This window comes from Streptomyces sp. NBC_00102 (assembly GCF_026343115.1).
Lineage (GTDB): Bacteria > Actinomycetota > Actinomycetes > Streptomycetales > Streptomycetaceae > Streptomyces.
On the sequence record NZ_JAPEMC010000001.1, the window covers coordinates 4,046,649 to 4,070,353 of the forward strand.

Sequence of the window (23,705 nt, forward strand, 5' to 3'; positions counted from 1 at the left end):
GGGCGGCGGAGCGAGGAGTTTGTGGGCGGGGCGGGCCAGGCACCCACGAGGCGGAGCTCAGACCAGCACGCCACTGCGCCGGGCGAGACTGCGCAGCTCCGTACCGGTGGGGCCGGACACCAGGAGCGACGAGACGAGCGACTTCACGGCGGGCCGGGCGTGGGTCTCCTCCGGAGCGTGGTGCTCGGCGGACAGGAGCGTCCTGACGCAGTCCTGGCGGCGCCCCAGCCGTTCGAGGGCCGTGGCGACGTCGGTGAGGCAGCGGGACCGGCGTTCGACGCTGGGCAACGCCTTCAGAGAGACGGTCCTGGCCGCGGCGAGAGCGGCCAACGGGTCGCCCGCGTGATTCTCGGCGGAGATGCGGTGCAGCCGCACGGTGAGTGGGCTGAAGCCGCCCCCGTGGTCACGCAGTAGCGTCGCCCCGCCGAGTTCCTCGGCGATGGCCGCGGCTTCATCGGTGAGTTCCCGCATGCCGTCGCGGTCGCCACGCCGGGCGACCGTGTAGGCGGCGGACTGGATGAGTAGTCCGCGTTCCGCCGTGCCGGCGCGGCCGACGGCCCGCAGATCGGGATGGTCCGCTGCGGTGAGGGCGATCGACAGCGCCTCCGTGTGCCACCCCGCCTTGCGTGCGAGGACAGCGAGCTGGCGGGCGGACTCCGCGACGGCGAGGGCGTCGCCCCCGGCCGTGGCGAGCCCGTGGGCGCGGTCGGCAGCCATCCAGCCGAGCTGCTGCTCGTCCATCTTGATCAGCATGCGGGTGGCCAGAAGGTAGCTCCTGGCGAGCAGGCCGCAGCTGTCCGGAGCGCCGGTGGAGGCTTCCGCGTGACCGGCGCGGATCAGGCGGGGCAGCCGTACGGTGAGGCCCGAGTACCGGCAGGCGTCGAAGTCCGCGAGAGCACGGGTGAAGTCGGAGGAGAGTCCCCCTGCCGGCAGGGCGGGGCCGAAGCCGCCCAGGCCGAGCATCGCGTCCCTGATCCCGGCGACCAGCAGATCACCGAGGACTCCCTCGTCCGCGTGGGCCGACCGGTTCCCTGAACCGGGGGATACCGCAGTCGCCGCTGCCGCGGCCGCCATGCCCGCCAGTAACTTCCTCCGCCGCACCGGATCTTCACCGTCCTCGCGCTCTGAGCCGATCAGGCTGACCACCCTAGGGCCGGGCAGCCGGGGGAAGGTCGTGGTTGCGGCGATCCGCTGGCCGTGTCGTGTATCGGAGCGTGGCGCCGGCGGAACCAGGCCGAATGCCTGATGCGGAAGGTCCAGGGCATCCGCGAAGGTTCGTAGCACGTCCACGTCTGTAAGGGGTGAGATGCCGCGCTCGTAGCGGGAGACTTGGGCGGCGGAGAACCTGGTCAGTTCTCCCAGTTCGGCGAGAGTCAGTCCCTTGGCCTGTCGAGTCTCCCGGACGAGATCCCCGGGCTTCACATCGGCCCCGTAGGTCTCGTGCGCCCTGTTAATCGCATCTATGCCCCGTCTCTGAAGGATGGTCGAGATGGCCCCGCCCCGACCGTAGCCCCGGAAACGCCTGCTTGGGCAGGGGCTTTGCATGAGACGCAAACGGGATTGCGTGCCAGAGCGGTACCTCTCCCTGTCCGGGCATGCAGCGGCGATCGTCGAAGTCCGTCGGCCGACCAGGCCGTCGGCTCTTCTCCTCGCGGAGGTTCCGATGCAACCCGTGCCTTCCACTCCGTCTCCGACGGCAGCCGGCGATGTTCGCCTCACCCCCGGCTACTACTTCCGGTCCGACGATCTCGGCTCCCGCGTCACCAGCCTGCTGGAGTGCTCCAGCGTCTTCGGTATCAAGGCCGCCATGGTCGAACTCTTCTCCAGTGCCGCGGCCGGGCTTCGTGACGAGCACTGCGGTGTCGTCGAAGAAGGGGCCCTGCTGCAGGGTGACGTCATTGTGCAGGCAGGTGCCCGCGTGGAGGCGGGCGCACAGGTCGTCGGCCCGGCCCTGATCTGCACGGGCACTGTTGTCGCGGCTGGAGCGCTGATTCGCGACAACAGCGTCATCGGACCCGGGTGCAGGATCGGCTTCGGCGCGGAGGTTACCCGGAGCCTGCTGACGGGCTACGTCTTCATGAAGCACCCCTGCTTCGTCGGAGACTCGGTGATCGGACGCCGAGTCAACCTCGGCTCGTTCTGCTCCACGACCGGACTGCGGTGTGATCGTGGACCGATTGCGGAACCGGCTGTCGAGGAGATTTCGATCAACCTTGGCGGGCAGCGGATTCTCACCGGGCAGACGAAGTTCGGCGCAGTGATCGGCGACGAGGTCTCCTTGCCGGCCGGAACCGTTCTGTCGCCGGGCACGCTGATCGGGCCGGGAACGGTGGTCTACCCGCGCGATCACATCGGGGGCTTCCTGCCTGCCGGTACCCGGGTCCGGTGACAGCCATGAACGCAGTCAGCGCACCCGGCACCTTGGTCCAAGTGGTCGGCGGGCGGCCGCTGGTCGGACGCGTTACCGTGCAGGGCAGCAAGAACATCGCCCTGCACCTGTATGCCGCCGCGCTCTTGACCGACGCCCCTCTCGCGTTGACCGGTGCTCCGGCGATTCTCGACACCGAGGTGTGCGCTGGGATCCTCCGGCACACGGGCGCGCATGTCGACCTCCAAGCGGGCCGCTTTATGGTGAGTCAGGGAGGCAACATGCGCCCGATCATCCATCCTGAACTCGGCCGCAAGGTCCGAACGACCGCCGTTTTGGCTGGAGCGGTACTCGCCCGGACCGGACAGGTAGCCTTCCCCTACCCCGGAGGCGACGCCTTCTGCCCTCGCTTCATCGACCGACACCTTGCGGCGATGCAGGCCGCCGGCGCCGATCTGACACTGAGCGGAAGTGGCATCAGTGCCCGATGCGAAAGCCGAGGAGTGCGGCCGTTCACCGTGGATGTGAACACGCCGTTCGGACCCAGCCTTGGGGCGACAGTGACCTCGATGCTGCTCGCCGCTCGTGCGCCGGGAACGAGCCTGATCACCCATCCGTCCATCGAGCCGGAGGTCGCCGAGACTGCCCGGTTTCTCCAGGCGCGAGGGATTCACATCGCCTTAGACCAGGACGGCTTGCACGTGACGGGTAGCGACAGCGTGGGCGGAGGCACTTTTGCCGTGGCAGGCGACCGCATCGAGGCAGCGACCATGATGATGGCCGGGGCCGCGACCGGGGGGAGCGTCCATCTCGACAACATCAGCGTCGGCGATCTCCCGACAGGGCTGACGGACGCCCTGTCCCGGGCCGGACTCGTCCTGACCGACGACGAAGCCTCCGGCGGAGTTCGCTCCTCTCCGGTTGGACTGTTGCGTGGGGTGGAAACGGCGACGGGGCCGCACCCTGGGCTGCCCACCGACAGCGCGCCCCAGCTTGGCGCCATGCTCACGCAGGCCGAAGGGGCCTCGCTGATCTCCGAGCGCGTCTACCCGCAGCGTGACACCCATGTGAGGGGACTTCGCGCCTTCGGCGCAGACATTTCCTCCTCCGGCTCCTTGATCCGGATTCGAGGACCCGTGCGACTGCGCGGTGCGGACGCGGAGGCCGCCGACATTCGCGCGGTGACCTCTCTGCTGATTGCCGCCCTTGCAGCAGACGGGACCTCTACGATCCGGGGGATCTACCACCTCCGGCGCGGCTACGGCAACCTCCTGGACAACCTCGCCACGCTGGGAGCCGTCATCGCAACGACCCCCGGAGGCCCTTGATGTCTGTTGTCCCGTTCACTGCCGAAGACGCCGCTCGACTCCAGGACTCTCTCGAGCAGGTCGTTGCGGACGGCGCTACCCCTGGTGGTGTGCTCGCCTTCGGCACCCTGGACGCCGTCCCCAGGTTCCTGTCCGCCGGCCGAATCGCATTCGAGTGCGGCGACGCGGAGCCTGACCGGCACACTGCGTACGACATCGCCTCGCTGACAAAGGTGGTAGCCACCTGGCCTCTGATCGGTCAGGCTCTCCAGGATGGCCTTCTTGACCTGGACGCACCGATCCGCGACTTCCTGCCTCCGATGCGCAGCGAGACGCCCAGCGCTGAGCCCTCCGTCCGCCAGCTTCTCGCCCACACTTCGGGGCTGCGGGCTTCCACTCGCCTCGATCACTACCGCGGCGCAGAACTACCGTTGCATGAACTTCTGTGCCGGGAGCCCCTCGAAGACACGTCAGGACAGCACCGGTACATCAACCGCGGCTACATTCTTCTCGGCCTGGCTCTCACTCACCTTCGCCACCGCTCGCTCGACCAGCTCACCGACAGCCTGTGGCACGCCCTCGGCATGAACGACACCGTATTCGGGCCCGTTACCCGTACTCGTCAGGTCGCGCCAACGGAGCAGCGCATCCCCGGCGCCCCGCGCATCTGGGGCGCGGCCCATGACGACAACGCAGTTCTTCTCGGTGGCGTCGCTGGCCATGCTGGTGTCTTCTCCACCCCTGCCGACCTTGCCGTCTACGCGCAGCGGCTGCTGACCGCCCACGTAGGGGGTGACGAGACGGCGCTCGGCTCGTGGCTGCAGGACAGCCTCGTTCCCCAGACTCCGATCGAGCCGGGCCTGGATCGAGGCCTGTCCTGGATCCTCGCCGCCGGGGGACGCGTGGCTTACCACCACGGCTTCACCGGTACCAGCCTCTACCTCGCCCCCGACACCGGCCGCTACCTCGTCCTCTGCACCAACGCCGTTTATCACGGCAACGCCCGCACGCGCATTGCACCGCTCCGCGCTCTCGCGATCAAGACTGTCTCTGCCACCTGACCAAAGGAGGCCCCCATGGGCGAGCTCCTTGCCGACCACACCACGTTGCGTCTCGGTGGACCTGCCGATCGGTTCCTTACCCATACCGACCCCGCTGCCTGGCCCGATCTCGCCCGCGCTCTGCGCGATGACGATTCGGCGTTCTTCGTGCTCGGCGGTGGAAGTAACACCCGGGCAGCCGACCTTGGTTACCCGGGCACTGTTCTTCGTATGGCCACCCGGGGCATCACCGCGCGCCCCCTCGGTGACGGATTGATCGAGGTGGTTGCCCAGGCAGGAGAACCACTCGCGTCGCTCGTCGCCTTCAGCGTCGCCGAGGGGCTGTCCGGCATCGAGTACCTCGGTGGTATTCCGGGCACCTGCGGCGCCGCCCCCGTCCAGAACACCGGGGCATACGGCCAACAGATGTCCGACACCCTCGTCCGCATCACCGTTCACGACCGGTTGCGCGGTCACACCGTTGAACTCAGTCCTGAGGATTGCGGTTTCAGCTACCGCACCAGCATCTTCAAAGCTTGTCCCGGCCGATGGACGATCCTCGCGATCACTCTGCGTCTCATCCGAAGCGTGTGGGCAGCTCCCGTCCTGTATCAACACCTGGCCACGGCCCTGGACGTTACCCCCGGGGCTCGGCCGCCGCTTGCCGAGGCCGCCCATGCGGTGATTGCAGACCGGTCGAATCGCGGGCTGGCGTTGCCGGCTTCCGGCCCTGACGCCCGTCAGGCGGGCTCGGTCTTCCTGAACCCGGTAGTTGACCGCGCGCAGGCCACCGCTGTCCGTGCTGCTGGTGGTCCGGTCCGCCGTGATCAGGCAGGTCAGCTGTGGGCGAGTGCCGGATGGCTCGTGGAACAGGCTGGACACCGACCCGGCAGCAGAGTCGGGCTGGGCGTGTACTGCTCCACTGTCCGGAGTCTGACGTTGACCGTCCGCCATGGGGCCACGTCCCATGCCTTCAGCGAGGCTCTCCGGATGCTGGCCGACGAGATTCATGGCACGTACGGCATCCAGTTGCGGCCTGAACCCGTCGTGCCCATGAGCGGCAGAGCTAAGCGGTAGTTGACCAGGGAGCCGTAGCGGGGCGGCCCACGTGATGAACCAGAGCCCGAAGCGATCCAAGCGAAGGTCCCTGACCCTGCCGGTCGCGGCACGCGAGCGAGGAGAGATTCAGCCGCCAGTTTTCCGACCGGACCGGGTGAGCTCGGTGGGAACTCCAGATCGCACGGTTCTAGGACGAAGCCCGTTCGGCGGCGAGCACTGCTGATCTTGTCCGTGTCAGACCTGCGGGGCCGAGTCGGAGCTCCGGGCCGTGACGCGCGCGCCGGGGCCGGTGCCGTGGGTGTCCGCGCCCGCGACGGGCGGGGCGTAGAGCGGCCCGAACGCCGCGTACGCGTCGTCGAGGATCTCCTGGGCCGTGACCAGCGTCCGCTCCCCGGCCAGGCGGAGCGCCTGGTGGGTGTACGGGGAGGGCGGGGAGGGGTGGCGCCGGCGCCACCAGCTCGCGCCCACGGCGTACGCGCCACTGGCGAGGACCACGGCGGGGACGGACAGGATCGGCAGCACATCGCCCACAGCGGGACCTCCTTCAGCGGATGTCCTCTTGTGTCGGCAGGTTCCGGGGCCCGGCTGGAGATCGTTCTTCGGCCAATGAATGGCCGGATGACTACTGATGGATGCGCAGGGCGAGCAGCCGCGCTCCGGTGCACCCCGGCGTGCGCGTGAGCGTCGCGTGCGTCCGGCAGGTCGTTCGGTGCGCCCAGTGCGTCGCTTGCGTGCGTGCGGTGCGTCCAGCGCTTCGCGTGCGTCAGGGCCACACCAGGCAGTACGCCTGGTGGCCCGCGTCGTGCAGGCGGACGGAGAAGTCCTGCCACTCGTGGAGGAGGCGGTAGACGTTGAAGGCGTCGCGCGGGCCTCCCCGGTCGGGGACGGTCGACCATATGAAAGCCGCCGCGCCCACCGTCTCCTCGCCCACGTCACGCAGGGGGTCGACCACGGTCATCGGCAGCTTCACCACCGCGTAGTCGGGGTGGAGGACGACGAGCTCCAGCGGCGGGACCTGGTGCAGCGGGATTCCCTGTATCCCGGTGAGGACCATGGCCGCCACCGTCTCCGGCTTGATCTTGGTGAACATGCCCCCCATGCCCAGCTCGTCGCCGCCCAGCTCCTCCGGGCGCATCGAGATGGGCACGCGTGCGGCGGTCGCCCCGTCCGGGGCGCCGAAGTACTTGTAGGTCACCCCCACCCGGCCACCGCTCCTGATCCCGGGACCGCCGCCGGTCTCCGGGACCGGTCTGCTGCCCTGTACGCGTTCAGCATCGCGCCGGTGCCGCCCCCGCCGCGCAGGCTCGGGCCCCAGGCCGTCGGTGCCTTCGCCCACTCCGCCACCGCGATGCATATTTCATCCACCCGACTACTTCTTAGGAGACACAGCCCCACCGCGCAACCCGATCATCGTGTCAGTGACCTCCCCACCAGGCGTGCGGCGAAACACCTGCCCGCGAGTCCGCGCGCGCCTCTGACACCATGGCATGTGTGAGCTTTCCCCATGACGCCCCAGTTTCGCAGACGCGAGGGGGCTGACGCCCTTTCGTGATAACAGGGGTGCGCGCTCCTCGCTCACCGGTGGCCGCGAAGTCCCCACCAGCCCTCCGACCCCCCGAATCGCAGATCAGGACCAAAGTGGCGTATTCATACGAAGCCCCAGTTTCACAGTCGCTCTTCGACCGCGCGTCCGCCGTGACGCCCGGTGGCGTGAACTCGCCGGTGCGCGCCTTCAACGCCGTCGGCGGTACGCCCCGGTTCATGGTGTCCGGCACCGGTCCGTACCTCACCGACGCCGACGGCCGCGAGTACGTCGACCTCGTCTGCTCGTGGGGGCCGATGATCCTCGGCCACGCCCACCCCGAGGTCATCGGCGCCGTTCAGGCGGCGGTCGGCCGGGGCACCTCCTTCGGTACGCCGGGCGAGGGCGAGGTCGCGCTCGCCGAGGAGATGGTCGCCCGCGTCGAGCCCGTCGAGCAGGTGCGCCTGGTCTCGTCCGGCACCGAGGCGACCATGTCCGCGATCCGGCTGGCCCGCGGCTTCACCGGCCGGGCCAAGGTCGTGAAGTTCGCCGGCTGCTACCACGGCCACGTCGACGCGCTGCTGGCCGCCGCCGGCTCCGGCGTCGCCACCTTCGCGCTGCCCGACACCCCCGGGGTGACCGGCGCGCAGGCCGGGGACACCCTGGTGCTGCCGTACAACGACCTGGAGGCCGTCCGCGCCGCCTTCGCCGCGCACCCCGGCGAGATCGCCTGTGTGATCACCGAGGCGGCCGCGGGCAACATGGGCGTCGTCCGGCCGGTGGACGGCTTCAACGCCGGGCTCAAGGAGCTGTGCGCCGCCAACGGCGCGCTGTACATCTCCGACGAGGTCATGACCGGATTCCGTACCTCGAAGGCCGGCTGGTACGGCGTCGACGGCGTCCGCCCCGACCTGATGACCTTCGGCAAGGTCATGGGCGGCGGCTTCCCGGCCGCGGCCTTCGGCGGTCGCGCCGACGTCATGGCGTACCTCGCCCCGGCCGGCCCCGTCTACCAGGCGGGCACCCTCTCCGGGAACCCGATCGCCACCGCCGCCGGCCTCGCGCAGCTGCGGCTGCTCGACGACGCCGCGTACGCGAAGGTCGACGCGGTCTCCGCCGAGCTCCAGGGCCTGGTCAGCGGCGCGCTCAGCAAGGAGGGCGTCGCGCACCACGTGTCCACGGCGAGCAACATGTTCTCCGTGTTCTTCACCGACGAGCCGGTCCGGAACTACGCCGACGCGAAGAAGCAGGAGGCGTTCCGCTACACCGCCTTCTTCCACTCGATGCTGTCCCAGGGCGTCTACCTGCCGCCCTCGGCGTTCGAGTCCTGGTTCGTCTCCACCGCCCACGACTCGCGGGCCGTCGAGCGCATCGCCGACGCCCTGCCCGCCGCCGCCCGCGCCGCCTCGGAGGCCACCGCATGAGCGAGAACGGTTCCCAGGACATCACCGTCGTCCACCTGATGCGCCACGGCGAGGTGCACAACCCGGAGGGCGTGCTCTACGGACGCAAGCCCGGGTACCACCTCTCCGAGCTGGGCCGGAAGATGGCCGACCGGGTCGCCGAGCACCTGGCCCAGCGCGACATCCGCCACGTCGTCGCCTCCCCGCTGGAGCGCGCCCAGGAGACCGCCACCCCGATCTCCACGGCGCACGGGCTGGACCTCGCCACGGACGAGCGGCTGATCGAGGCCGCCAACGTCTTCGAGGGCAAGACCTTCGGCGTCGGCGACGGCGCGCTGCGCAACCCGGACAACTGGAAGCACCTCACCAACCCGTTCAAGCCCTCCTGGGGCGAGCCGTACGTCGAGCAGGTCGTACGGATGATGGGCGCGCTGGACGCCGCGCGCGACGCGGCCCGGGGCCACGAGGCGGTCTGCGTCAGCCACCAGCTGCCGATCTGGATCGTGCGCAGCTTCGTGGAGCGCCGCCGGCTCTGGCACGACCCGCGCAAGCGGCAGTGCACCCTCGCCTCGCTGACCAGCTTCACCTACCAGGGCGACAAGATCGTCTCGGTGGGCTACTCCGAGCCCGCCCGCGACCTGGTGCCCGCGCACCTGCTCGCCGGGGCGAAGCCGGTGAAGGGCAAGTCGAAGGCGTTCGGCGCCTGAGTGCCGCATGACGGATCCCGGGGGCGGGCCACTCACCGTGGTCCGCCCCCGGGATCTTTCGTGGACGGGGACGCTCAGCCCTCCGGGCCGCCCTTCTCGCCGAACCAGTCGAGGCAGACGACCAGCGCGTCGTCCTCCGGCTCCGCGTCGCGGTGCTCGGCCAGGGCGCGCAGCACGGCCCTGGGCACGGACGGGGCGTGCAGCAGGCTCGCCGCCTGGATGGCCCGGGCCAGTGCCCGTTCGCCGTACGGCTCGCCCGCCCGGTTCCCCGCCGCGTAGACCCCGTCGCTGACGAAGACCAGCCGGTCCCCGGGGAGTACCTGGAACTCCTGGACCACGTAGGCGGTCTCGTCGAACATGCCGAGGGGGAGCTGCGCCTCCAGGTCGATCCGCTCCACGGTCTTGCCACGCCTGCGCCAGAGCTGCGGGGACCCGGCGTCGACCACCTGGACGTTGCCGGTGGCCAGCTCGAAGGTGAGCAGCAGCGTCGACACGTGCGAGGCGCCCCGGTACTCGGCGTACAGCGCCTGGTCCGCGAGGGCCGCCTGGTCCGCGATGCCGATGCCGGCCCGGCGGGCGTTGCGCAGGGCGTTGACGGCGAGGTTGGTGAGGAGGGATGCCTCGATGCCCTCGCCCATGCCGTTGGTGACGGTGAGGGTGAGCGTGTCGGCGGTGGTGGACCAGTCGAAGTTGTCGCCGTGGATCGCGTACGCCGGCTCCAGCTGGGCGCCTATGGCGTACTCGGGCCGCGAACACGCCCGGGCGGGCAGCAGCTGCCACTGCATCTCGGCGGCGAGGGTCAGCCGGCTGACCCGGCGGGCCCGCAGATAGAGGTCGGTGTCGCGCTCGGCGACGATGATCTCGTGGCCGAGGAGCTGGGCGATCTCGGTGAGGTCGTGGACGGCGGCGGTCGTGCGCCGCTCCCGGGGCAGTCCCACGGTGAGGACGCCGAGCCGGTCGCCCCGTACCGTCACCGGCAGGTGGAGCACGACCGTTCCGTCCCGCCCCGGTGCGGTGCGTTCGTACGGGGTCTGGCTGCCGAAGGCACGGCCCTCCGGGCTGCCGTTGACCGGCACCGGGCCCTCGGTCCGCGCAGGGGCGTCGACCGGCTGGAGCACCGTCAGGCTGTAGTCGGCCATCAGCAGTTCGATGCCCGTGGCGCCGTAGTGCTCGGCCAGGGCCGCACGCGCGGCCTCCACCAGCGCGTGCGGCGCGGCGGTACGCAGGGCGCGTTCCACGGCCAGGTAGTTCGTCACAGTTCGGTCGGCTTTCTTCACCAGAGTGCTGCTCGGGGGCGAGCAGAGTAACGGGACCAGGGGGTGTCCGGAGCGCCCCGGACGGGCCTTCGGGACCGGGCCGCTCCGACGGCGGAGCGCCGGCCGGGGTGTCACCGGGCGGGGCGGGGCGTGGCCGGTGAGGGCGCCGCCGTCACACGGTGTCCGTCCAGCCGAGGTGGAGTACGGCCACGTCGTCGGCGAGTCCGCCGCTGTCGGCGGCGAGGTCCTCGCACCGTTGGACGACCGCGTCCACGAAGGCGTCGGCGGGCAGGCGGTGGGGGTACTCCCGTGCGATCTCCACGAGGCCTTCCTCGCCGAGGCGTTCGTGCCCCTTGCCGGTGCGGCCCTCGATGAGGCCGTCGGTGAAGAGCGCGAGCCGCGTACCCCGGGGCGCCTCCAGCACGGTCACCGGCCAGTGCGCGCGGCCGGGCAGCAGGCCGAGGACGGGGCCGCCCGGCACTTCCTCCAGGCGGACCGGTCCGTCGGGCGGGCGCACCAGCAGTCCCGGGTGGCCGGCGCGCAGGACCTCCACCCGCGGGGCGCGGGCCGCCCGGCTGAGCGTGGTGAGGGTCGCGAAGATCTCGGGGCCGGACCGCTCGGCCACCAGCATCTGTTCGAGCAGGTCCAGCAGCCGCTGCCCGCGCGCCCCGGAGAGGATGAAGGAGCGCCAGGCGACCCGCAGGCACACCCCGAGGGCGGCCTCGTCGGGGCCGTGGCCGGAGACGTCGCCGACGACCGCGTGCGTGGTGCCGTCGGGTGTCTGGACGACGTCGTAGAAGTCGCCGCCGAGGAGGGTCTGGGCGCGGCCGGGGCGGTAGCGGGAGCAGACCTGGGCGGTGCCGTCGAGGAGCAGCGGGGTGGGCAGCAGGCCGCGTTCGACCCGGCTGTTCTCGGCGGCCAGCATCCGGCTCTCGCGGAGGTCGGCGGCGGCCCGCTCGGCGCGCTTGCGCTGTATCGCGTAGCGGATGGCCCGGACGAAGAGGTCGGCTTCGAGGCGGCCCTTGATCAGGTAGTCCTGGGCGCCGCCGGAGACCGCGGCGAGGCCGGACTCCTCCTGCGCGAGCCCGGTCAGGACGACGACGGCCGTGTCCGGCGAGCGGGAGAAGATCGTCTCCAGCGCGCCGAGACCCTGGGAGTCGGGCAGGTGGAGGTCGAGCAGGACGCACTCGGGGGTGTCCCGGTCGAGGACGTCGAGCGCCTCCGCGAGCGTCCGCGCCCAGGAGAGGTCGATGGCCACTCCGCTGTCGGCGACCATCTCCTCCACCAGCAGGGCGTCCCCGGGGTCGTCCTCGATCAGCAGGACGCTCGGCCCGTCGCCGCTCCACAGGTCGAAGCCCGGGACGTGGCCGGTACGGGCGGCGGGCAGGGAGACGGCATCGGCGGTGCGCGACGGCTCGGAGGAACTGCCGTCGTGAGGTGTGAGGACGGTGGGGGGCGGGGTGCCCAAGGCGCTGTGCCTCCTCTCACCATGGACCGGCCGGCCATGGGGCCGCACGGTGCGTCCGCGACGAGACTAGAGGCAATAGTTGTTCACTGACAACAATTGCAGGAAGTAAACATCCCTGGTCGGGGCGGTGCGGGACGAAACGGTGCGTACCGGTCGCCCTGGCACGGGCCGGAGCGGCGGAGTCGGGGTGCTCAGGCGGGGTTGGCCAGCCAGGCCGGTGCGTCACGCTCGTATCCGTCCCCGTCCACCGCTTCCGCCGCGGCGTCCCGGAACGCCGCGAGCCCCTTGTGCAGCGCCTCGGCCGCCTCGGGATCCATCGCCGCGAGCACCAGCGAGACCTCGCGCACCTGGGCGGCCCTGATCTCGTCCAGCAGGGCCCGGCCGGGGCGGCTCAGGTAGAGCTCTATCTCCCGGCGGCTGGCCGTGCTGAGGCGGCGTTCGACGAGGCCGGCCGCTTCCAGCCGGTCGCAGAGGCGGCTCGTCGCGGGCGGGGTGGACCCCAGCGCCTCGCCGAGGGCCCGCATGTTGCCGCCCTCCCGGCGCTCGATCGCCAGCAGTGCGCGCAGCTGGGAGGGGGAGGTGGGGCCGGCCGGAGCGTCGGCCTGGGCTCTTCCCCAGAGGACCGCGAGCAGATCCGTCACCTCGGACGCGGTACGAGCCACTTCTTGGGGGGGCGACGGCCGGCGCGGGAACATCGCTCCACTGTGCCACCCCTGCGGCGCCGTTGTCAGCCCGCGCGGTCGCCGGGAGGCGGGGCGGGTGGGGCTCCCTCGGCGGGGGCGTCCGAACGGCGGGTTACGGCCCGGGTTCCGGGCGGAGGGCGTATGTGGAGACCCGGTGAGGGTCCGGTCGTGTAGTGAAAATCATTTAATCGCAGGAACCATCGCGTCGCTCCTCTCATCTCAGCCATAGCCAGTTTGTATGGGCATGAGACAAAACGACCGCTGATGGGGACTGGACGTGAACCAGAAACACGCGAACAACATCAACCGGAGGGGACTGCTGGGAGCGGGCCTGGGAGCCGCAGCCGCCGCGGGAATCGCGGGCTGCGGCTCACTGGGTTCCGGGGGCGGGGCGGACCCGGGTCCGGAAAAGAGTTCCCCGGGGGCCGCTGCCACGCCTCTCGGTCACGAGCCCGGAGCCGGCGGACGGCAGGGGCACGGAAAGGGGCCGGCGAACAGTGCCGCACGGCTGATCGGTGACGGCTCGACCTCCGACACCGGAAAGCAGCCGAAACAGCCCGACGCCCCCGTCCCGCTCGAACCCGGCCAGACGCCCCCGCAGTTCGTGATCTTTTCCTGGGACGGTGCGGGTGAGGTCGGCAACGGTCTTTTCCCGCGCTTTCTCGAACTCGCCCGGGAACACGACGCCGCGATGACCTTCTTCCTCTCCGGGATCTATCTGCTGCCCGAGTCGAAGAGCTCCCTCTACCAGCCGCCCAACAATCCGCGCGGCGCGTCCGACATCGGCTACCTCACCGACGAGCACGTCAAGCTGACCCTGCGGTACGTGCGTGAGGCGTGGCTCGACGGCCACGAGATCGGCACCCACTTCAACGGGCATTTCTGCGCCGGTTCCGGATCGGTCGAGAACTGGACTCCCGCGCAGTGGCACAGCGAGATCAATCAGGCCATCTCCTTCGTGACGCAATGGCGTACGAACAGCGGCTGGGAGAACGTCGAACCGCTGCCTTTCGACTACCGGAAGGAACTCACCGGCGGGCGCACCCCCTGCCTCCTCGGCCAGGAGAACCTGCTGCCGACCGCGAGCAGGCTCGGCTGGCGGTACGACGCGAGTTCGCCGGGCGGGGTGCAGATGTGGCCGGAGAAACGATTCGGCGTATGGGATCTCCCGCTCCAGGGAATGCCGTTCCCCGGTCACACCTTCGAGGTCCTCTCGATGGACTACAACATCCTCGCCAACCAGTCGCAGAATTCCACCCGGGGCATGCCCTCGCGCTATCCCGGCTGGCGCGAACAGGCGACCGGTTCCTACCTCGCCGGTTTCCGTCGCGCGTACGAGACGAATCGCGCGCCGTTCTACATCGGCAATCACTTCGAGGAGTGGAACGGCGGTATCTACATGGACGCCGTCGAAGAGGTGATCAAGGAAGTGGCCGGACAGCCGGACGTACGGCTCGTCTCGTTCCGCCAGTTCGTGGACTGGCTGGACGTCCAGGACCCGGAAGTTCTGGCGAAGCTCCGTACACTGGAGGTCGGTCAGGCGCCCGCGGGTGGCTGGAACGCTTTCTTTAAGCAGGCCTGACAAGGGGCTTTACGGGCACCGAGGGGGGTGCCCAAGATCCCCGGAACTGCCATGCGAAACTTTTCACATGAGCCATGGCCGCGCACCCCGACGCCGCTTCACCCTGCTCGCCGCCACGACCGCCGTCGTGGCCGGTGCACTGACCCTGTCCGCGTGCGGCGGGGACGACGTCAAGTCGGGCGGCGGCGGTGACACCAACTTCGTCACCGGCAGCGGCGGCATCTCGACCGTGGCCGCGAAGGACCGCAAGGCAGCCCCGGAGCTCGAAGGCAGCACGCTGGAGGGCGAGAAGCTCGACGTCGCCGCCTACAAGGGCAAGGTCGTCGTCATCAACGTCTGGGGATCGTGGTGCGGCCCCTGCCGGGCGGAGGCGAAGCACTTCGCCGCGGTCTCCAAGGAGACCGCCGGCCAGGGCGTCCAGTTCGTCGGCATCAACACCCGCGACACGCAGAAGGACGCCGCGGTGAACTTCGAGGCCGACGCGGACATCACCTACCCCAGCCTCTACGACCCGGTCGGCAAGCTCATCCTCCGTTTCCCCAAGGGCACGCTGAACCCGCAGACCATCCCGTCGACCGTGGTCATCGACCGCGAGGGACGCATCGCCGCCCGCACCCTCCAGGCGCTCGACGCGGAACAGCTGCACAAGATGATCGACCCGCTGATCGCGGAGAAGTGACCCGGTGACCGCTCTCGCCGCCGCCACGTACAACGAGACGGTCGTCAACGGCGCGCTGCTGGCCGCCGTGCCGATCGCGCTCCTCGGCGGTCTCGTGTCGTTCTTCTCGCCCTGCGTCCTGCCGCTGGTCCCCGGCTACCTGAGCTACGTCACCGGCATCAGCGGCACCGACCTCGCGCAGGCCCGGCGGGGCAGGATCGTCGGCGGCGCCTCCCTCTTCGTCCTCGGCTTCACCGCCGTGTTCGTCTCGGGCGGGGCGCTCTTCGGCTACTTCGGCGGCAACCTCCAGGAACACAGCGAGGCACTCCAGAAGGTCCTCGGCGTGCTGATGATCCTCATGGGCGTCTTCTTCATGGGGCTGATGCCGTGGATGACCCAGCGCGAGTTCCGCATCCACCGCAGACCCGTCACCGGGCTGCTGGGCGCCCCGCTGCTGGGCGCCCTCTTCGGGATCGGGTGGACCCCCTGCCTCGGCCCGACGCTGAGCGCGGTGTCCATGCTCGCCTTCGACCAGGGCACCGCCGAGCGCGGGGCACTTCTGACGGTCGCGTACTGTCTGGGACTCGGTGTCCCGTTCGTCCTCGCCGCCGTCGCCTTCCGCAAGGCGCTCGGAGCATTCGGCTGGGTCAAGCGCCACTACGCCTGGGTCATGCGCATCGGGGGCGTCATGATGATCGCGACCGGCATCCTGCTGCTGACCGGCCTCTGGGCCACGTTCATGCAGGACGTGCAGGGCTGGTCCAACGGTTTCACTGTGGGGATCTGAGTTCCATTGAGCAAGCTGAACACCACTGACGAGCGCGACGCCGCGCGCGCCGACGAGCAGGACGCCCGGGAGCTCGGTGACGCCGGAGCACAGCTCTCCACCGCACCCGTGGAGGAGCGCCCCGACCGCGAGGCCGGGCTGCCCGCCATGGGCGTCGTCGGCTGGATCCGCTGGTTCTGGCGCCAGCTCACCTCGATGCGGGTCGCGCTGATCCTGCTCTTCCTGCTGTCGCTCGGCGCCATCCCCGGCTCGCTGATCCCGCAGAACAGCGTGGACGAGCTGAAGGTGCTGACCTTCAAGAACGCGCACACCGCGGTCACCCCGATCTACGAGAAGCTCCAGCTCTTCGACGTCTACAGCTCGGTGTGGTTCTCCGCGATCTACATCCTGCTGTTCGTCTCGCTCATCGGCTGCATCCTGCCGCGCAGCGTCCAGTTCGTGGGCCAGCTGCGCAGCCGCCCGCCGCACGCCCCGAAGCGCCTGACCCGGCTGCCCGCGTACACGACCTGGCGCACGGAGGCCGAACCGGAGCAGGTCCGCGAGGCCGCGCTCGCCCTGCTGCGCAAGCGGCGGTTCCGCTCCCACACGGTGGGCGACGCGGTCGCGGCGGAGAAGGGATATCTCCGCGAGGCCGGCAACCTGATCTTCCACGTCGCGCTCATCGTGATGCTGGTGGCTTTCGCCGTCGGCTCGCTCTTCAAGTACGAGGGCGGCAAGCTCGTCACCGAGGGCGACGGTTTCGCCAACACGCTGACGCAGTACGACGACTTCAAGTCCGGTTCGCTCTACGACAGCGACTCGCTGACGCCGTTCAGCTTCACCCTCGACGACTTCGTCGGCACGTACGAGAAGACCGGCCCCCAGCGGGGCACGCCCCGCACCTTCGAGGCACGGGTGACGTACGCCGAGGGCGCGTACGGCAAGGACAAGAAGGGCGTCATCAAGGTCAACGAGCCCTTGGTGATCGACGGCACCAAGATCTTCCTGATCTCGCACGGCTACGCCCCGGCGGTCACCGTCCGGGACGGCAAGGGCAAGCAGGTCTTCAAGGGCGCCGTGCCGCTGCTGCCGCGTGACGCCAACATCACCTCGTCCGGCGCCATCAAGGTCATGGACGGCTACAAGGACAAGAACGGCAAGCGGGACCAGCTCGGTTTCAGCGCGTTCTTCGTACCGACCTTCGCCGGGGCGGGCAGTGGCACGATGCTCTCCCAGTTCCCCGGCGCGGAGAACCCGGTGCTGGCGCTCAACGCGCTGCACGGCAGCCTCGGCGTCGACTCCGGCCTCCCGCAGAACGTCTACCAGCTCAACACGGACAAGCTGAAGCCCTTCAAGGACGCCGACGGCAACAACCTCAAGCAGCGCCTGGCTCCCGGCGAGACCATGCAGCTCCCGGACGGCGCGGGCTCCATCACCTTCGACGGCGTCGAGGAGTGGGCCAGCTTCCAGATCTCGAAGCAGCCCGCCGCCGGCTGGGCGCTCGGCGGGGCCATCGCCGCCATCGCCGGACTCGCCGGTTCGCTCTTCATCCAGCGCCGCCGCGTCTGGGTGCGGGCCGTGCGCGGGGCCGACGGGGTGACCGTCGTGGAGATGGCCGGACTCGGCCGCAGCGAGTCCGCGAAGCTGCCCGAGGAACTGCTCGCCCTGGCGGTGGCGCTGAACGACGTGGCGCCGACCGCACCCGATCCGCAGCCCGGCCCCGACCCTGTTCCCGGCCAAGGGCCCGCTACCGACTCCGTGGCCGAACCCGGTCCCGACGTACCTGCCGCAGAAACTGCCGAAGGGGCTGAGAAGTGAATCTCGCCGCCGCCACCAACGAGAATCTGGCGCACACCAGCAATGTGCTGATCTATTCGTCGATGGCCGTCTACACCCTGGCCTTCCTCGCGCACATCGCGGAATGGGTGTTCGGCAGCCGCAGCAAGGTCGGCCGCACGGCCGCCGCGCTCGACGCCGGGGCCGCCGCCAACTCCTCGGTGAAGGTCCAGGTCACCAAGGCCGGCGGTGCGACCGCCGTGCTGGAACGCCCGAAGGTGGTCACCCGGTCCGCCGCCGGCACCCGTGACGTCCCGGACGGCCCCGGTGCCTCCGGCGGCACGTTCCAGGGCGACCTGTGGGGCCGGATCGCGGTCTCGATGACCGTGCTCGCCTTCTTCGTACAGGCGGGCGGCGTCGTCGCCCGCGCGCTCTCGGTGGAGCGCGCCCCCTGGGGCAACATGTACGAGTTCTCGATCACCTTCTCCACCGTCGCCGTCGCGGCCTACCTGATCCTGCTCCTGCTGCGGAAGAACGTCCGCTGGATGGGTCTGCTGCTGGTCACGGTCGTCCTGCTGGACCTCGGCATCGCGACCACCGTCCTCTACACGGACAGCGACCAGCTGGTGCCGGCGCTCCACTCGTACTGGCTGTGGATCCACGTCTCCACCGCGATCATCTGCGGCGCGGTCTTCTTCCTCGGCGCCGTCGCCACGCTGCTTTACCTCTTCCGCGACAGCTACGAGCGGAAGGTCGAGAACGGCGAGACGCCGGGCCGGTTCGCCCAGTCCGTGCTGGACCGGCTGCCCTCCGCGGCGACGCTCGACAAGTTCTCGTACCGCGCCAACGCGGCCGTCTTCCCGCTCTGGACGTTCACGATCATCGCGGGCGCGATCTGGGCCGGCGAGGCATGGGGCCGCTACTGGGGCTGGGACGCCAAGGAGACCTGGTCGTTCATCACCTGGGTCGCCTACGCCTGCTACCTGCACGCCCGCGCGACCGCAGGCTGGAAGGGCCGCAAGGCCGCCTACCTGGCGCTCATCGCGTTCGGCTGCTGGCTGTTCAACTACTACGGCGTCAACATCTTCATCACCGGCAAGCACTCCTACGCCGGGGTCTGACGCACCACCACGTGCGACGGCTGCCCGCCCCTCCCGTACGTACGGGGGAGCGGGCAGCCGCTTTTCGTGTGCTGGGATCATCCGGGGATGCGCGCACTCGACGAACTCATCCACGTGGACAACCCGGCCTGGCCCGAGGTGCGGGAACTGTTCTCGGACGGCCCGGCTCAGGTCGACGTGCTCCCCGCCGACCGGGCCGAGGCCGAGCGGTGCCTGGTCCAGATGCAGGTCACCGTCGGGTCGACGCTCGGCGCCCTGGCGTGGCACAGCGGCGGCCTGCTCGTCGACGGGTGGGTCCGCGTGTTCGGCGGTGGCGGCGGCGGACTGCCGAGCCTCGCCCGGGTCAACGCCTTTCCCGCCGACCTCGATCCCGCCTGGTATCCGGCCGACGGCCTGATCGTCGGCCATGACGTCCTGGGCGGGGTCTTCGCGCTGAACGGCCACGATCCCGAGGCGGCGGCCCGGCCCGGCCTCCCGGGCCAGATGATCTACTTCGCCCCCGACTCGCTGGAGTGGGAGGCGTTGGAGACGGGCCACTCGGGGTGGGTCTCCTGGCTGGCCTCCGGGGGAACGGAAGGGTTCTACCGGGACCTGCGGTGGCCCGGCTGGCGCGAGGAGGCCGCCGCGCTCTCCTGCGACCAGGGGTTCTCCGTGTTCCCGTTCCTGTGGTCGAAGGAGGCCAGGGACGACCTCGCGGCCACCAGCCGTCGCGCCGTACCGATGCGGGAGGTACTTGGCGTGGCCGCCGACTTCGGCCGGCAGATGGGCCCGGCCGACCCTGGGCTCCTGGGCAGGGTCTGACCTCGCTGCGCCTCTGCCGGGCGGGGTCTGGGGGCTCAGCCGAGCGGGGTGTCCAGGACGGCCTTGCGGTGGGTGAAGGTGTCGATCGAGTAGGGGCCGTGGTAACTGCCCATGCCGCTCTCGCCGACCCCGCCGAAGGGCAGGTCGGAGACGGTCAGGTGGGCCAGCGGCAGACCGATTCCGACGCCGCCCGAGGAGGTCTCGTTCAGCAGCCGTTCGCGGACCTCGGGCGACTCGGTGAACGCGTAGAGCGCCAGTGGCTTGTCCCGGTCGTTGATGAACCCGATCGCCTCGTCCAGCCCTGCCACCGTGAGGATCGGCAGCACCGGGCCGAAGATCTCCTCGCCCATCACCGGCGCGTCCGGGGCGACATCGGCGAGGACGGTCGGCGCGATGTACTTCGTGGCCCGGTCGTGGGCGCCGCCGGTGACCGTGCGGCCCGAGTCCAGCAGGCGTACCAGGCGGTCGAAGTGGCGCTCGTTGATGATCCGGCCGTACTCGGTGGAGGCCGAGGGGTCCGTGCCGAACTGCGCCTCGACGGCGGCGGCGAGCGCGTCCGCGAGGGCGGTGGCGGTCTCGGGGTCGGTGAGGACGTAGTCGGGGGCCACGCAGGTCTGGCCCGCGTTGAGGAACTTCCCCGAGGCGAGCCGCTGCGCGACCGTCTTGAGGTCGGTGTTCCGGTCCACGAAGACCGGGGACTTGCCGCCCAGCTCCAGCGTCACCGGGGTGAGGTGCTTCGCGGCGGCGGTCATCACGATCCGGCCGACCGTGCCGTTGCCGGTGTAGAAGATGTGGTCGAAACGTTCCTCCAGCAGGGCCGTGGTCTCCTCGACGGCACCCTCGACGACGGCGACCGCGTCGGTGTCCAGGAAGCGCGGGAGCAGCCGGGCCACGGCGGCGGAGGTGGCGGGGGCCAGCTCGCTGGGCTTGGCGATCACGCAGTTGCCGCCCGCCAGCGCGCCCGCGAGAGGGGCGAGCAGCAGCTGCACCGGGTAGTTCCACGGGGCGATGACCAGGACGACCCCGAGCGGGTCGCGCACGGTGAGCGCGGTGGCGCCGGCGGCGGCGAGCCCGGCGTGCACGGGGGCAGGTTCGGGGCGCAGCCAGTCTTCGAGGTGCTCCAGGGTGTGGTCGATCTCGCGGACGGTGAAGTCGATCTCGGTCCGGTAGGACTCGGTGCGGCTCTTGCCGAGGTCCGCGTGGAGCGCCTCGGCCAGCTCGTCGCCGTGCTCGGTGAGCAGAGCGCGCAGCCGCTCCAGCTGGTGGGTGCGCCAGGCCAGGTCCTTCGTACGGCCGGTGCGGAAGGTGGTGCGGAGGCGGGCGACGACGTCGGCCGGGGCGGCCGGGGACTCGGCGGGCATGGGGGCTCCCTGCGGAGAGGCGGGTGGGGTGGGCCGTGGGGAAGTTGACATCATCAAGCAACGCTTTTCATGTAACTGCCGGAAGTTGAGTAAGTCAAATAATCGGAGTGCGGCGCGCCCGCGACGTACCGTGGAGGGTCCGCACGCTTACTCCGCGCCGCTCACCCGGCCGCGCCCCTGCCCAAGGATGACCACCCCATGCCCCCGGAACCGGCACCCCGCGCCGTCCCCACCCCGGACGATCTGCTGGAGCCCCTGGCTGTCGTCGTCCGGGGTCACTCCGACGACCTCACCGCCGTCGCCGCCCGCCACGGCCTGAGCAGCGCGCAGGCCCGCGCCCTCATCGCACTCGACGCGCCGATGCCGATGAGCGCCCTCGCCCGCCACCTGGTCTGCGACGCGTCCAACGCCACCGGGCTCGTCGGCCGCATGGAGACCCGGGGCCTGCTCGTCCGCACCCCCGCCCCCGGCGACCGCCGCTCCAAGGTCGCCTCCCGCACCCCCGAGGGCACCGGGCTGGCGCACCGCCTCCGCGCCGAGATGCGAGTGGTGCACGGTGCCCTGGAGGCGCTCACCCCGGAGGAACGCACCGCGCTGCTGCCGCTGCTGAAGCGGCTGGGCGGGCTGCTGGGCGCGTGAGCGGCCGTCCCTGAACGCGGAAGAGCCCGCGCGGTCCGGTCTCCCGGCCCGTGCGGGCTCTGTCGTACGGGCGAGTCGCCGGTCAGGCGGTCGCCGGAGGCGGGGTGCCCGGGGCCTCGTCGGGGCCGGTACCGCGCTCGCGGCGCTTGAGTTCGTCCTCGCGGCGGCGCAGGTCGGCCTCCCAGTCCTTCAGGAGCGACTCGTCCTTCTTGTTCTCCGCGCGGAGGCTCTGGAGGAACTCCGGGTTGTCGTCGGGCGCCACCCACTGGGTGCGGTGGTTGCGGTGCCACTCGGAGGGCGTACGGCCTGCGGCGGGCGCGTGGCGCAGCTTGCCCGCCGCCAGCCAGACGATCGGACCGACGATCCAGAACAGCAGGATGATGAAGACCCAGGCGACCTTCGGCAGGTGCTTGGCCTCGTCCTCCGGGGTGTTGAGGCAGTCGATGAAGGCGTAGATCGTCAGCGCCAGCGGCAGGAGGTAGATCAGGGCCCTGAGCATGGTTGAGGATTTCCCCCCGGAAACGGCGGCGGGGCGTGAAGGCCCCCGGTGAGGCGTCAGGGTACCGGCTACCGGTGACAGCCCACGGCCAGTAGATGTGAACTGGCGGCGAGCAGCTGCGGATGAGGCTCCGCCAGCAGGGCCGCGGCGAGCGCGGACTCGAAAAGCGGGGAGCCCACGAGCGACTCCCCGGTGTGCTGTTCCGTCGCCTTCAGCAGCGACCAGGCAGGCCCCTCGATCCCGTACACCACCGGGTCCTCGCACCCGGAGTCGCGCAGTTCGGCCGCCAGTTCCTCCGGGGTGTGGAAGTACGCCTCGGTGAACCCGCGCCGGCCGTCGTACACCCCTGTCGCCAGGCTCTCCACGATGCTCTCCCCGATGGCGGGTTCGTGCAGGTGGGCGTAGGCGGTGTGCTCGAAGAGCGGGGCGTACCGGTTGATGCCCGCCGCCGCGACGAGCCCGCCCGGCCGGACCACCCGTCGGGCTTCCGCCAGCGCCGCCTTCCGGTCGGCGGGATCGGTCAGGTGGTAGAGCGGGCCGAGGAGCAGCACCGCGTCGTACGAACCGTCCGCCGCCGTCAGCGCCCGCGCGTCCCCCCGCTCGGCGGTGGCCCCGGTCTCCAGCGCCTCCTGGACGTGCCGTTCCACCGGGTCGACGAGGCGGACCGCGTACCCCGCCTCCACCAGCCACCGCGCGTGCGCCCCGGGGCCGCCGCCCACGTCGAGCACCTTCGCCGGGGCGGGCGGCAGATGCCTGCGCAGCAGCTCCTGCGTCCGCACCAGCTCCAGCACCCCGTCAGCGCTCTTGGTGAGCCGACTGCCCTCGTCGTAGCCGGAGGCGTAGAAGTCGATGATCCCGGGCGGTACGTGATGCGGTGCCATGCGTGCCTCCTGGGGCAGCCATGAGGGGGAGCGAACTCCTGGACTAACCTAACCGGTTGACCAGTCCAGCGAACAGGAGGCTGCGATGCCGCTTCTCAAGTACGAGCAGATCGCGGAGGCGCTGCGTTCCCGTATCACCGAAGGTGAGTTCGGACCGGGCGACCTTCTCCCGTCCGGTCGTGACCTCTGTGAGCAGTGGTCCGTCTCGCGGGCGACCGTCATCAAGGCGATGGATGTACTCCGCGCGGACGGGTTGGTCGTCGCGCGGCAGGGGTCTGGGTTCACAGTGATGGAGACGCCCTTGGCGCGCCCGGCGGGGCGACGGACCGCAGGTTCCGCGCGTCTCTCGGGCGGCTCGGCCTTCCGCCGCCTCGGGACGCCGGCCCGGCAAGAGCCTCCGGAGAGGGTGGCCGAGGCGCTGGGTCTGGCCGCGGGGGTCGCCGCACTCCGCCGCGACCGCCTCATGCTGCTGGACGACGGATCGCCGCAGTCGCTGGTGGTCGCCTGGTTCCCGCCGGACATCGCCGATGCCTGCCCGAGGCTCGCGCAAGCCGGACCGCTGATGGAGGGCACCACCCACTACGTCGCCCGCACCACCGGCAGGCGCCCCGCTGAGGGCGTCGACGTGTCGACGGTCCGGCTGGCCTCCGAGGACGAGGCGGAACTTCTGGGTCTCACTCTTCCCGAAGCGGTCGCCGTCGTCCTTCACACGGCATCGGACTCCGAGGGGAGGCCGCTCGTCTGCGAGGAGGGTGTGACACCGGCACAGGTCTGGGAACGCACCGACGCCTACCCGATGAGTTGAGGC

Annotated in this window: 23 protein-coding genes and 1 pseudogene; 14 read left to right on the forward strand and 10 right to left on the reverse strand. The window is 70.5% G+C overall.

Going from position 1 to position 23,705, the window contains the following annotated elements:
• Positions 1 to 57 precede the first annotated feature (57 nt).
• Both OHA55_RS18065 and OHA55_RS18070 read right to left on the reverse strand, forming a co-directional pair.
• Positions 58 to 1,074: an XRE family transcriptional regulator gene (locus tag OHA55_RS18065; RefSeq protein ID WP_266710769.1), complete on the reverse strand. Its 1,017-nt coding sequence runs from the start codon at positions 1,072 to 1,074 to the stop codon at positions 58 to 60.
• Between the two features lie 180 nt (positions 1,075 to 1,254).
• Positions 1,255 to 1,545 (reverse strand): annotated as a pseudogene (locus OHA55_RS18070) (helix-turn-helix domain-containing protein); the annotation flags it as partial.
• Positions 1,546 to 1,663: 118 nt separating this feature from the next.
• Between OHA55_RS18070 and OHA55_RS18075 the strand changes: the two are divergent.
• Genes OHA55_RS18075 through OHA55_RS18090 form a run of 4 tightly spaced genes read left to right on the forward strand, consistent with a single transcriptional unit; the run spans position 1,664 to position 5,792 of the window.
• Complete coding sequence (locus OHA55_RS18075; protein WP_266707542.1) at positions 1,664 to 2,389, forward strand: hypothetical protein; 726 nt, start codon at positions 1,664 to 1,666, stop codon at positions 2,387 to 2,389.
• Between the two features lie 5 nt (positions 2,390 to 2,394).
• A complete protein-coding gene (locus tag OHA55_RS18080) occupies positions 2,395 to 3,696 on the forward strand; it encodes a UDP-N-acetylglucosamine 1-carboxyvinyltransferase (protein ID WP_266707544.1) in 1,302 nt (433 codons plus the stop codon).
• Positions 3,696 to 4,736, forward strand: a complete 1,041-nt coding sequence (locus tag OHA55_RS18085; protein WP_266707546.1) for a serine hydrolase — start codon at positions 3,696 to 3,698, stop codon at positions 4,734 to 4,736. The genes OHA55_RS18080 and OHA55_RS18085 overlap by 1 nt, the downstream gene beginning before the upstream one ends.
• Before the next feature lie 15 nt (positions 4,737 to 4,751).
• On the forward strand, positions 4,752 to 5,792 hold the full coding sequence (locus OHA55_RS18090; protein ID WP_266707548.1) for a UDP-N-acetylmuramate dehydrogenase: 1,041 nt from the start codon (positions 4,752 to 4,754) through the stop codon (positions 5,790 to 5,792).
• A 216-nt stretch (positions 5,793 to 6,008) separates the two neighbouring features.
• Here the strand turns inward: OHA55_RS18090 and OHA55_RS18095 are convergent, their stop codons facing one another.
• Together OHA55_RS18095 and OHA55_RS18100 are read right to left on the reverse strand one after the other, a co-directional pair.
• Positions 6,009 to 6,305: a hypothetical protein gene (locus OHA55_RS18095; RefSeq protein ID WP_266707550.1), complete on the reverse strand. Its 297-nt coding sequence runs from the start codon at positions 6,303 to 6,305 to the stop codon at positions 6,009 to 6,011.
• A gap of 232 nt (positions 6,306 to 6,537) precedes the next feature.
• The gene (locus OHA55_RS18100; RefSeq protein ID WP_266707552.1) at positions 6,538 to 7,128 is read right to left on the reverse strand and encodes a hypothetical protein; all 591 of its coding nucleotides are present in this window, start codon (positions 7,126 to 7,128) and stop codon (positions 6,538 to 6,540) included.
• Positions 7,129 to 7,412: 284 nt separating this feature from the next.
• Between OHA55_RS18100 and hemL the strand changes: the two genes are divergently transcribed.
• Both hemL and OHA55_RS18110 read left to right on the forward strand, forming a co-directional pair.
• Complete coding sequence (gene hemL, locus OHA55_RS18105; protein WP_266707554.1) at positions 7,413 to 8,720, forward strand: glutamate-1-semialdehyde 2,1-aminomutase; 1,308 nt, start codon at positions 7,413 to 7,415, stop codon at positions 8,718 to 8,720.
• Positions 8,717 to 9,406, forward strand: coding sequence for a histidine phosphatase family protein (locus tag OHA55_RS18110; RefSeq protein WP_266707556.1), 690 nt, complete (start codon positions 8,717 to 8,719; stop codon positions 9,404 to 9,406). Before hemL ends, OHA55_RS18110 begins: the two co-directional genes overlap by 4 nt.
• A 74-nt stretch (positions 9,407 to 9,480) precedes the next feature.
• Here OHA55_RS18110 and OHA55_RS18115 read toward each other — a convergent pair whose 3' ends face one another.
• The 3 genes from OHA55_RS18115 to OHA55_RS18125 form a co-directional block, all read right to left on the reverse strand.
• Complete coding sequence (locus tag OHA55_RS18115; RefSeq protein WP_266707558.1) at positions 9,481 to 10,662, reverse strand: PP2C family protein-serine/threonine phosphatase; 1,182 nt, start codon at positions 10,660 to 10,662, stop codon at positions 9,481 to 9,483.
• A gap of 172 nt (positions 10,663 to 10,834) precedes the next feature.
• On the reverse strand, positions 10,835 to 12,049 hold the full coding sequence (locus OHA55_RS18120; RefSeq protein WP_266710771.1) for a PP2C family protein-serine/threonine phosphatase: 1,215 nt from the start codon (positions 12,047 to 12,049) through the stop codon (positions 10,835 to 10,837).
• Positions 12,050 to 12,321: 272 nt separating this feature from the next.
• A complete protein-coding gene (locus tag OHA55_RS18125) occupies positions 12,322 to 12,825 on the reverse strand; it encodes a MarR family winged helix-turn-helix transcriptional regulator (protein WP_266707560.1) in 504 nt (167 codons plus the stop codon).
• A 265-nt stretch (positions 12,826 to 13,090) separates the two neighbouring features.
• Here OHA55_RS18125 and OHA55_RS18130 point away from each other — a divergent pair, with 265 nt between their 5' ends.
• From OHA55_RS18130 to OHA55_RS18155, 6 genes are all read left to right on the forward strand, one after another.
• Entirely contained in the window at positions 13,091 to 14,395 is a 1,305-nt protein-coding gene (locus tag OHA55_RS18130; protein WP_266707562.1) for a hypothetical protein, read from the forward strand.
• A gap of 67 nt (positions 14,396 to 14,462) precedes the next feature.
• Entirely contained in the window at positions 14,463 to 15,074 is a 612-nt protein-coding gene (locus tag OHA55_RS18135; protein ID WP_266707564.1) for a TlpA disulfide reductase family protein, read from the forward strand.
• Between the two features lie 4 nt (positions 15,075 to 15,078).
• Positions 15,079 to 15,840 (forward strand): cytochrome c biogenesis CcdA family protein, encoded by a 762-nt coding sequence (locus OHA55_RS18140; protein ID WP_266707566.1) that lies wholly within the window; start codon positions 15,079 to 15,081, stop codon positions 15,838 to 15,840.
• A 6-nt stretch (positions 15,841 to 15,846) separates the two neighbouring features.
• A complete protein-coding gene (locus OHA55_RS18145) occupies positions 15,847 to 17,637 on the forward strand; it encodes a cytochrome c biogenesis protein ResB (protein ID WP_266707568.1) in 1,791 nt (596 codons plus the stop codon).
• The gene (gene ccsB / locus OHA55_RS18150) at positions 17,634 to 18,716 is read left to right on the forward strand and encodes a c-type cytochrome biogenesis protein CcsB (RefSeq protein ID WP_266707570.1); all 1,083 of its coding nucleotides are present in this window, start codon (positions 17,634 to 17,636) and stop codon (positions 18,714 to 18,716) included. The genes OHA55_RS18145 and ccsB overlap by 4 nt, the downstream gene beginning before the upstream one ends.
• A gap of 87 nt (positions 18,717 to 18,803) precedes the next feature.
• The gene (locus OHA55_RS18155) at positions 18,804 to 19,517 is read left to right on the forward strand and encodes a DUF2625 family protein (RefSeq protein WP_266707572.1); all 714 of its coding nucleotides are present in this window, start codon (positions 18,804 to 18,806) and stop codon (positions 19,515 to 19,517) included.
• Between the two features lie 35 nt (positions 19,518 to 19,552).
• On the opposite strand, the gene OHA55_RS18160 is transcribed toward OHA55_RS18155, so the two are convergent.
• Positions 19,553 to 20,878, reverse strand: coding sequence for an aldehyde dehydrogenase family protein (locus OHA55_RS18160; protein ID WP_266707574.1), 1,326 nt, complete (start codon positions 20,876 to 20,878; stop codon positions 19,553 to 19,555).
• Positions 20,879 to 21,076: 198 nt separating this feature from the next.
• On the opposite strand from OHA55_RS18160, the gene OHA55_RS18165 reads away from it, so the two are divergent.
• Entirely contained in the window at positions 21,077 to 21,517 is a 441-nt protein-coding gene (locus tag OHA55_RS18165) for a MarR family winged helix-turn-helix transcriptional regulator (RefSeq protein ID WP_266707576.1), read from the forward strand.
• An 82-nt stretch (positions 21,518 to 21,599) separates the two neighbouring features.
• Here the strand turns inward: OHA55_RS18165 and OHA55_RS18170 are convergent, their stop codons facing one another.
• Together OHA55_RS18170 and OHA55_RS18175 are read right to left on the reverse strand one after the other, a co-directional pair.
• Positions 21,600 to 22,016, reverse strand: coding sequence for a PLD nuclease N-terminal domain-containing protein (locus OHA55_RS18170; RefSeq protein ID WP_266707578.1), 417 nt, complete (start codon positions 22,014 to 22,016; stop codon positions 21,600 to 21,602).
• Between the two features lie 68 nt (positions 22,017 to 22,084).
• Positions 22,085 to 22,897, reverse strand: coding sequence for a bifunctional 2-polyprenyl-6-hydroxyphenol methylase/3-demethylubiquinol 3-O-methyltransferase UbiG (locus tag OHA55_RS18175; protein ID WP_266707580.1), 813 nt, complete (start codon positions 22,895 to 22,897; stop codon positions 22,085 to 22,087).
• An 85-nt stretch (positions 22,898 to 22,982) separates the two neighbouring features.
• Here OHA55_RS18175 and OHA55_RS18180 point away from each other — a divergent pair, with 85 nt between their 5' ends.
• Positions 22,983 to 23,702, forward strand: coding sequence for a GntR family transcriptional regulator (locus tag OHA55_RS18180; RefSeq protein WP_266707582.1), 720 nt, complete (start codon positions 22,983 to 22,985; stop codon positions 23,700 to 23,702).
• Positions 23,703 to 23,705 lie beyond the last annotated feature (3 nt).

Excerpts from the sequence above, each read along its gene's own strand:
- OHA55_RS18065 (WP_266710769.1), bottom strand. The coding sequence starts at position 1,074 with ATGGCGGCCGCGGCAGCGGCGACTGCGGTATCCCCCGGTTCAGGGAAC.
- OHA55_RS18075 (WP_266707542.1), top strand. The coding sequence starts at position 1,664 with ATGCAACCCGTGCCTTCCACTCCGTCTCCGACGGCAGCCGGCGATGTT.
- OHA55_RS18080 (WP_266707544.1), top strand. The coding sequence starts at position 2,395 with ATGAACGCAGTCAGCGCACCCGGCACCTTGGTCCAAGTGGTCGGCGGG.
- OHA55_RS18085 (WP_266707546.1), top strand. The coding sequence starts at position 3,696 with ATGTCTGTTGTCCCGTTCACTGCCGAAGACGCCGCTCGACTCCAGGAC.
- OHA55_RS18090 (WP_266707548.1), top strand. The coding sequence starts at position 4,752 with ATGGGCGAGCTCCTTGCCGACCACACCACGTTGCGTCTCGGTGGACCT.
- OHA55_RS18100 (WP_266707552.1), bottom strand. The coding sequence starts at position 7,128 with ATGCATCGCGGTGGCGGAGTGGGCGAAGGCACCGACGGCCTGGGGCCC.
- OHA55_RS18110 (WP_266707556.1), top strand. The coding sequence starts at position 8,717 with ATGAGCGAGAACGGTTCCCAGGACATCACCGTCGTCCACCTGATGCGC.
- OHA55_RS18125 (WP_266707560.1), bottom strand. The coding sequence starts at position 12,825 with ATGTTCCCGCGCCGGCCGTCGCCCCCCCAAGAAGTGGCTCGTACCGCG.
- OHA55_RS18135 (WP_266707564.1), top strand. The coding sequence starts at position 14,463 with ATGAGCCATGGCCGCGCACCCCGACGCCGCTTCACCCTGCTCGCCGCC.
- OHA55_RS18155 (WP_266707572.1), top strand. The coding sequence starts at position 18,804 with ATGCGCGCACTCGACGAACTCATCCACGTGGACAACCCGGCCTGGCCC.
- OHA55_RS18160 (WP_266707574.1), bottom strand. The coding sequence starts at position 20,878 with ATGCCCGCCGAGTCCCCGGCCGCCCCGGCCGACGTCGTCGCCCGCCTC.
- OHA55_RS18165 (WP_266707576.1), top strand. The coding sequence starts at position 21,077 with ATGCCCCCGGAACCGGCACCCCGCGCCGTCCCCACCCCGGACGATCTG.
- OHA55_RS18170 (WP_266707578.1), bottom strand. The coding sequence starts at position 22,016 with ATGCTCAGGGCCCTGATCTACCTCCTGCCGCTGGCGCTGACGATCTAC.
- OHA55_RS18175 (WP_266707580.1), bottom strand. The coding sequence starts at position 22,897 with ATGGCACCGCATCACGTACCGCCCGGGATCATCGACTTCTACGCCTCC.
- OHA55_RS18180 (WP_266707582.1), top strand. The coding sequence starts at position 22,983 with ATGCCGCTTCTCAAGTACGAGCAGATCGCGGAGGCGCTGCGTTCCCGT.